This window comes from Acidovorax soli, from assembly GCF_014207955.1.
In the GTDB taxonomy this organism is placed as follows: Bacteria; Pseudomonadota; Gammaproteobacteria; order Burkholderiales; family Burkholderiaceae_C; genus Acidovorax; species Acidovorax soli_A.
Genome location: NZ_JACHLK010000001.1, coordinates 955,055 through 962,559, shown reverse-complemented (window position 1 = coordinate 962,559; position 7,505 = coordinate 955,055). Strand labels below are relative to the sequence as shown.

At 65.4% G+C, this 7,505-nt stretch carries 5 protein-coding genes; all 5 read right to left on the bottom strand.

Going from position 1 to position 7,505, the window contains the following annotated elements; genetic code table 11:
• Positions 1-281: 281 nt before the first annotated feature.
• Positions 282-1,238 (bottom strand): glutathione synthase, encoded by a 957-nt coding sequence (gene gshB, locus HNP48_RS04465; protein ID WP_184855620.1) that lies wholly within the window; start codon positions 1,236-1,238, stop codon positions 282-284.
• Between the two features lie 68 nt (positions 1,239-1,306).
• Positions 1,307-2,494 carry a benzoate/H(+) symporter BenE family transporter gene (locus tag HNP48_RS04460; RefSeq protein WP_184855619.1) on the bottom strand — a complete coding sequence of 396 codons (1,188 nt, stop codon included), beginning with the start codon at positions 2,492-2,494 and terminating at the stop codon, positions 1,307-1,309.
• Positions 2,495-2,566: 72 nt separating this feature from the next.
• The gene (locus tag HNP48_RS04455; protein WP_184855618.1) at positions 2,567-4,435 is read right to left on the bottom strand and encodes a potassium transporter Kup; all 1,869 of its coding nucleotides are present in this window, start codon (positions 4,433-4,435) and stop codon (positions 2,567-2,569) included.
• Between the two features lie 197 nt (positions 4,436-4,632).
• Positions 4,633-5,928 carry a glutamate--cysteine ligase gene (gene gshA / locus HNP48_RS04450; protein ID WP_184855617.1) on the bottom strand — a complete coding sequence of 432 codons (1,296 nt, stop codon included), beginning with the start codon at positions 5,926-5,928 and terminating at the stop codon, positions 4,633-4,635.
• A 106-nt stretch (positions 5,929-6,034) separates the two neighbouring features.
• Entirely contained in the window at positions 6,035-7,501 is a 1,467-nt protein-coding gene (locus HNP48_RS04445; RefSeq protein ID WP_184855616.1) for a TrkH family potassium uptake protein, read from the bottom strand.
• Positions 7,502-7,505 lie beyond the last annotated feature (4 nt).

Below are 7,505 nucleotides of genomic sequence, written 5' to 3'. Positions count from 1 at the left end.
TTTAAGTATCGTCAAACTTTTTTGAAGTTTTTGAAACCGCTCAGCGCTTTCAACCACCCCAACACACCTTCAAGCTCAACCACCTTTCGGCAACCTACTCTTGTCAGCGCAGCCTTAGATTGTATACCGAGAATTCAGCGACTTTTCTAAAACTTCGAAAGTTTTTTCAAACCTTCTTCTTCATCCACCCAGATCATCCCAACAAGGACCTCCGTGCAGCGAAGCCCTCGACTATAGCACTGTTTTGAGGGGCCGCGCAAGAAGTGGGAAGAAAAGTGAGATCAGGGTGCAGGCGATGCCAGCGCCGCCTCCAGCGCGTCGATGAACAAGGCCGCCACATCGCAGCCCGTCTGGTCAAAGATCTCCTGGAAGCAGGTGGGGCTGGTCACATTGATCTCGGTGACGCAGTCGCCGATCACGTCGACGCCGGCCAGCAGGAGGCCGCGCGCCTGCAGGATGGGACCCAGGGCGTTGCCGATCTCCCAGTCGCGCTCGGACAGGGGGCGGGCCACGCCCTTGCCGCCGGCCGCCAGGTTGCCGCGCACTTCCGTGCCCTGAGGGATGCGCGCCAGGCAGTAGGGCACCGGCTTGCCGCCGATGATGAGCACGCGTTTGTCGCCTTCAGAGATCTGGGGCAGGAATTTCTGCACCATGACGCTCTCGGCGCCATCCTTGTTCAGCGTCTCGATGATGCTGCCCAGGTTCAGGCCGTCCGGCCCCACGCGGAAGATGCCCATGCCGCCCATGCCGTCCAGGGGCTTGAGGATGATGTCCTTGTGCTCGGCGTGGAAGCTGCGGATGTCGGCCGGGTCGCGCGTGACCAGGGTGGGGCCGATGAACTGGGGAAACTCCATGATCGCCAGCTTCTCAGGGTGGTCGCGCAGCGCCCGGGGCTTGTTGAACACACGGGCGCCATCGCGCTCGGCCTGCTCCAGCATGTGCGTGGCGTAGAAGTATTCGCTGTCGAAGGGCGGGTCCTTGCGCATCAGCACGGCACCGAAATCGGCCAGCACGGCGGTGCGCACAGGCGCTTCGGTGTACCAGGCCTCGGGATGGCCGGTGAGCACGATGTCGCGCACGCGCGCCGTGACCTTGCCGCCGCGCTGCCAGCTCACATCCTGCGGGCCGCACACCGTGATCGTGTGGCCGCGGCGCTGGGCCTCGCGCATCATGGCAAAGGTGGTGTCCTTGTAGATCTTGAAGCTGGCCAGCGGATCGGCGATGAAGAGGAGTTGCATGGGCTTGGAAGATAAAAAGGAGAAAGAAGCAGCGCCTGGGACAACGGCCTCTATATAAAGGGAGATCGTCAGCCCCTGGGGGCGCGTGTACGCCCGTACTGTTGCACAAATAGCGCGAGGCTGCCGGCCACCACGCCCCAGAAGGCCGAGCCCACGCCTGCCACCACCACACCGCTCAAGGTGACCAGGAAGGTGATGAGCGCAGCCTCGCGGTGCCCCTCCTCGCGCAAAGCCGTCGCCAGGCCGTTGCCGATGGTGCCCAGCAGGGCCAGCCCGGCGATGGCGGCGATCAGCTCCTTGGGGAAGGCGGTGAGCAGGCCGGTGATCACCGCACCGAAGATGCCGATCACCACATAGATGGCGCCGCAGGACACGGCCGCCGTGTAACGCCGGGCGCGGTCCTCATGCGCCTCGGGCCCCATGCACATGGCCGCCGTGATGGCACTGAAATTGAGGGCAAAGGCCCCAAACGGTGCCAGCACCAGGGTGGAGAGGCCCGTGAGCGTGAGCAGGCGCGAGACCGGCAGCGGATAGCCCGAGGCGCGGATGACGGCCACGCCCGGCAGGTTCTGCGAGGCCATGGTCACCACGAACAGCGGGATGGCCAGGCTCACCAGGGCCGACAGGCTGAACTGCGGCGTGGTCCACACGGGCACCGCCAGCGAGAACTGCACGGCCGACCAGGCCATCTGCCCGCGCAGGGCCACCCAGGCGATGCCCACCGCCAGGGTCAGCACCACGGCATAGCGTGGCAACAGCCTGCGGCCCAGCAAATAGGTCCCCAGCATCAGCAGCACCAACGGCAGCGCCGTCTGCGCCGCCGTGAAAGCCTGGATCCCAAAGCGTGCCAGCACGCCTGCGAGCAGGCCGGCGGCGATCTCCATGGGGATGCGGTTCATGATGCGCTCGAACCAGCCGGTGACGCCGCACAGCGTGATCAGCACGGCGCTGACCATGAAGGCGCCGATCGCCTCGGCCATGCTGAAGCCCCCCGCCAGCCCGGCGGTGGCCAGCACCGCGGCCCCCGGGGTGGACCAGGCGACCATGACCGGCATGCGCAGGATGAGCGAGGGCACCAGCGAGCACAGGCCCATGCCCAGCCCCAGGGCCCACATCCAGGAGGTGGTCTGCGCTGGCGTGGCCTGGAAGGCCTGGGCGGCCTGGAAGACGATGGCCACCGAGCTCGTGAAGCCCACCAGCACCGCCACGAAGCCTGCGGTGAAGGCCGACAGGCTCAGGTCCTTGAAAAACTGCATGGGCCGGATTCTGCCCTGTGCACCGATGCGGTGCACGGCAGGGGCCATCCGCGGTTTGCGGAACAGCCCGGGTCAAATCTCGATCTTGGAGCCCAGTTCAACGACCGCGTTGTTGGGCAGGTGCAGGAAGTCCGCCGCGCCGCTGGCGTTGTGGTGCATCTGGGCAAACAGCTTTTCGCGCCAGGGCGCCATGCCGCTGCCGATGGTGGGCACCACGGTGTCGCGCGAGAGGAAGTAGCTCGTGGTCATGGGCTCCATGCCACAGCCCCGGCCGCGCAACGGCTCCAGCGCACGCGGCAGATCGGGGTCGTTCTTGAAGCCGTAGTGCACCACCACCTGCCAGCAGTCGTGGCCCAGCGCATCCACCTGCAGGCGCTTGTCCATGCCGATCCAGGGGGTCTCGTGGTTCTTCACCGTGACGAACAGGTTCTGCTCGTGCAGCACCTTGTTGTGCTTGAGGTTGTGCAACAGGGCATTGGGCACGACACCGGTCTCAGCCGTGAGGAACACGGCCGTGCCTTCCACCCGCGTGGGCGGGCTGAAGAACACCGACTCCAGGAAGTCCTTGAGGTCGATGGCATCGGCACGCAGCTTGTCATTGACCAGGTGGCGCCCTTCCTTCCAGGTCATCATCAGCGTGAAGACGATGCCACCGATCATCAGCGGGAACCAGCCGCCCGCGAACAGCTTGAGCAGGTTGGAGGTGAAGAAGGCCAGGTCCACCACGAAGAAGCAGCCCGTGGCCGCAATGCACAGCGCCAGTGGGTAACCCCAGCCGTAACGGATCACGAAGAAGGTGAGCGTGGTGGTGATCAGCATGTCCAGCGTCACGGCGATGCCGTAGGCCGCCGCGAGGTTGCTCGACGAGCGGAACATCACCACCGCCAGCACGATGGCCACGAACAGGCCCCAGTTGACCATGGGCATGTAGATCTGCCCCGTGTCACGCACGCTGGTGTGCTGGATATTGAGGCGCGGCAGGTAGCCGAGCTGGATGGCCTGCTTGGTCACGCTGAAGGCGCCGGTGATCAGCGCCTGAGAGGCGATCACCGTGGCCATGGTGGCCAGCACCACCAGGGGCAGCAGGGCCCAGCCGGGGGCCATCATGAAGAACGGGTTCTTCACCGCCTCGGGCTCGGCCAGCAGCAGCGCCCCCTGGCCGAAGTAGTTGAGCGTGAGCGCCGGCATGGCCACGCAGAACCATGCAAGGCGGATGGGCCGCTTGCCGAAGTGCCCCAGGTCGGCATACAAGGCCTCGGCCCCGGTCACGGACAGCACCACGGCTCCGAGGATGATGAAGCTGATGCCCGGGTTGGTGAGCATGAAGCCCACGGCATAGTGCGGGCTCATGGCCCACAGGATCTCGGGGTGGGTCACGATGTGGGACACGCCCAGCAGCGCCAGCGTGAGGAACCACACCAGCGTGATGGGCCCGAAGAACTTGCCGATGCCGCCCGTGCCGCGCTTTTGCACGACGAACAGGCAGAACAGCACGACCAGGGTCAGCGGGATCACGTACTGCTTGAAGTGCGGCGAGACCACTTCCAGGCCCTCGACCGCCGAGAGCACCGAGATGGCCGGGGTGATGACCCCGTCGCCGTAGAACAGCGAGGTACCGAAGATGCCCACGCCCAGCAGCAGGCTGCGCAGGCGGGGCTTGTCCTTCACGGCCTGGGAGGCCAGGGCCAGCATGGCGATCAGCCCGCCTTCGCCGTTGTTGTCGGCGCGCAGCACCAGCACCACGTACTTCAGGGAGACGATGACGGTGAGCGTCCAGAACAGGATGGACAGAATGCCGTAGATGTTGTCCTGGGTGAAGGGCACATGGCCCGACCCGAACACCTCCTTGACCGCGTACAGCACGCTGGTGCCGATATCACCGTAGACAACACCGATGGCGCCGAGCGTGAGCGCTGCAAGCGAGGATTTGGAGCTTTGCACTGACCACCCCTGGCACACGTGGCTGCCAGGGTTCCGTTACTTTTGGGAACGCTATTGTGCTCCTGTGCTGGTGCAGCGGCGCACCAGCCCGGGGCATGTTGCAATGCAGCAACTTCCCCCTGGCGCAGCGCCCTCAGACGTGGCAAGCGGGGTGCCCAGGCCTTTTCCGGCCACTTCCGCTCTTTAGAGGGAACACCTCAGTCGTAGACTTCGGCGTCGGGGTTGGTGGCTTCCAGTTCGTAGCTGGCCGCCAGCATCGCCAGGCGCGCCACCACGCCATACATGTAGAAGCGGTTGGGCGCACTGACCCCGGGGCGCATGCCCGGCTGGGGCATGTGCGTGCTGTGCTCGAAGGCCAGGGGCACGAAGCTCGCGCCCGGGGCATTGAGGTTCTCGTCGGTGCCGCGCTCGGCATGCATGCGGTAGAAGCCACCCACCACATAGCGGTCCATCATGTAGACCACGGGCTCGGCCACGGCATCGTTCACACGCTCCTGCGTGAGCACGCCCTCCTGGATGATCACGTCGTTGACCACCTGGCCGTCCTTGATGACCGCCATCTTGTTGCGCGTCTTGCGGTTGATCGCATCGAGCTCCTTGGCGTCGCGCACGGTCATGATGCCCATGCCGTAGGTGCCGTTGTTGGCCTTGACGATCACGAAGGGCTTCTCGTTGATGCCGTATTCCTTGTACTTGCGGCGCACCTTGGTGAGCAGCGCATCGACGTTGGTCTGCAGGTTCTCGAGGCCCGCGCCCTCGGCAAAGTCCACGTCGCCGCACTGGCTGAACATGGGGTTGACCAGCCAGGGGTCGATGCCCAGCATCTTGCCGAAGCGCTTGGCCACCTCTTCGTAGTTCTTGAAGTGCGTGCTCTTCTTGCGCACGCTCCAGCCCGCGTGCAGGGGGGGCAGCAGGTACTGCTCGTGGATGTCTTCGAGGATGCCCGGCGCGCCCGCCGTGAGGTCGTTGTTGAGCAAGATGGTGCAGGGGTCGAAGTCCTTGAGCCCCAGGCGGCGCTTGTTGCGCACCACGGGCTCCAGCGTCACCGTGTCGCCGTTGGGCAGCTCGATCAGCGTGGGCTTCTTGATCTCGGGGCTGATGGAGCCCACGCGCACGTTCAGGCCTGCCATGTTGAAGATGCGCTGCAGCTGCACCACGTTGGACAGGTAGAAGGTGTTGCGCGTGTGGTTCTCGGGAATGATCAGCAGGTTGCGCGCCTCGGGGCAGATCTTCTCGATGGCAGCCATGGCGGCCTGAACGGCCAGGGGCAGCATCTCCTTGGTCAGGTTGTTCCAGCCGCCCGGGAACAGGTTGGTATCGACCGGGGCCAGCTTGAAGCCCGCGTTGCGGATGTCCACCGAGGTGTAGAACGGCGGGGTGTGCTCCATCCACTCCAGCCGGAACCAGCGCTCGATGGCGGGCATGGAGTCGAGCACACGCTGCTCGAGTTCGTTGATCGGCCCGGTCAGGGCCGTGATGAGGTGCGGAACCATGGAAAACCTTACTTGGGGCGGGTCTATTGCGGCGGCGAGCCATTGTAGGGTGGGGGCGTGACCCACCGTTCGCAAGCCCGCCTCCGCAGTTTTCTGCCATGGCGCATCAGCGCCGCCAGAACGATGGCGTCAGCAAGGCCATGAAGCTCAGGATCTCCAGGCGCCCGAGCAGCATGGCCAGGGTGCAGATCCAGATCTGGAAGTCGGTGAGCACCGAGAAGTTCGAGGCCGGCCCCACGCTGCCCAGGCCCGGCCCGGCGCAGTTCACGCTGGCCAGCACCACCGAGAAGGCCGTCACCGGGTCCAGGTCGGTCAACAGCATCACCATGCTCAGCCCGAAGACCGTGCCGCCGTAGACCAGCATGAAGGCCAGTACCGAGAAGATCACACGGTTGTCCACCACGCCACCGCCCAGGCACACGGGCTGCACGGCACGCGGGTGCACCAGGCGGTTCATCTCGCGGCGCGCCTGCTTCACGAGGATGAGCATGCGCACCATCTTGATCCCGCCACCGGTCGAGCCTGCGCTGGTGGCCACGCCCGACAGCAGCAGCATGAACACGGGCGCAAACACCGGCCATGCCAGGAAGTCCACGGTCGCGAAACCGGTGGTCGTGGCCATGGAAACCGTGTTGAACATGCCGTGGCGCAGTGCGTCGAGTGGCGCATAGACCCCCTTGGCCCACAGCAGCAGCGATACCAGCAGCCCGCCACCGATCAGCGCGAACAGCGTGGCGCGCAGCTCCGGGTCGCCCCAGAAGCCGCGCCAGTGCCCTTTGCGGAAGGCCACGAAGTACAGCGCGAAGTTGCAGCTCGCGACCAGCATGAAGAAGATGCAGATGGCTTCGAGCAGCGGCGACTGGAACTGCCCGAAGCTCGCATCGTAGGAGGACAGCCCGCCCAGGCTCACGGTGGCGAACATGTGCATCAGCGCGTCCAGCGGCTTCATGCCGCCCAGCCAGAAGGCCAGGCCGCAGGTGACGGAGAACAGCGCGTACACGCCCCACAACCCCTTGGCCGTGCCCGTCATGCGCGGCGTGAGCTTGGAATCCTTGAGCGGGCCGGCCGCCTCGGCCTTGAACAGCTGGCTGCCGCCCACGCCCAGCAGGGGCAGCACGGCGACTGCCAGGATCAGGATGCCCATGCCGCCCATCCATTGCAGGAAGGTGCGCCAGACATTGATCGACACCGGCAGCGTATCGAGCCCGCTGAGCACCGTGGCGCCGCTGGTGGTCAGGCCCGACACGGCCTCGAAATAGGCGTGCGTGAAGGACATGGAGCGGCCGACATGGTGCCCGGTGAGCATCAGGGGCAGGGCCGCCGACAATGGCAGCAGCAGCCAGACCAGCGACACCAGCATGACACCGTGGCGTGGCTGCAGCTCGTGGCGGAAGTGGCGCAGGCGCCACCAGAGCCAGGCCCCGGCCATGAAGGTGGCGCCCATGGCCAGCGGATACACGTGCCAGATGCCGTCGCGCGTCCACAGCGACACGGCCAGCGGCAAGCCCATGGCCAGCGAAAAGGCCATGACCAGGATGCCCAGCACGCGCAGGACAGGGAACATGTCCATCATGGTG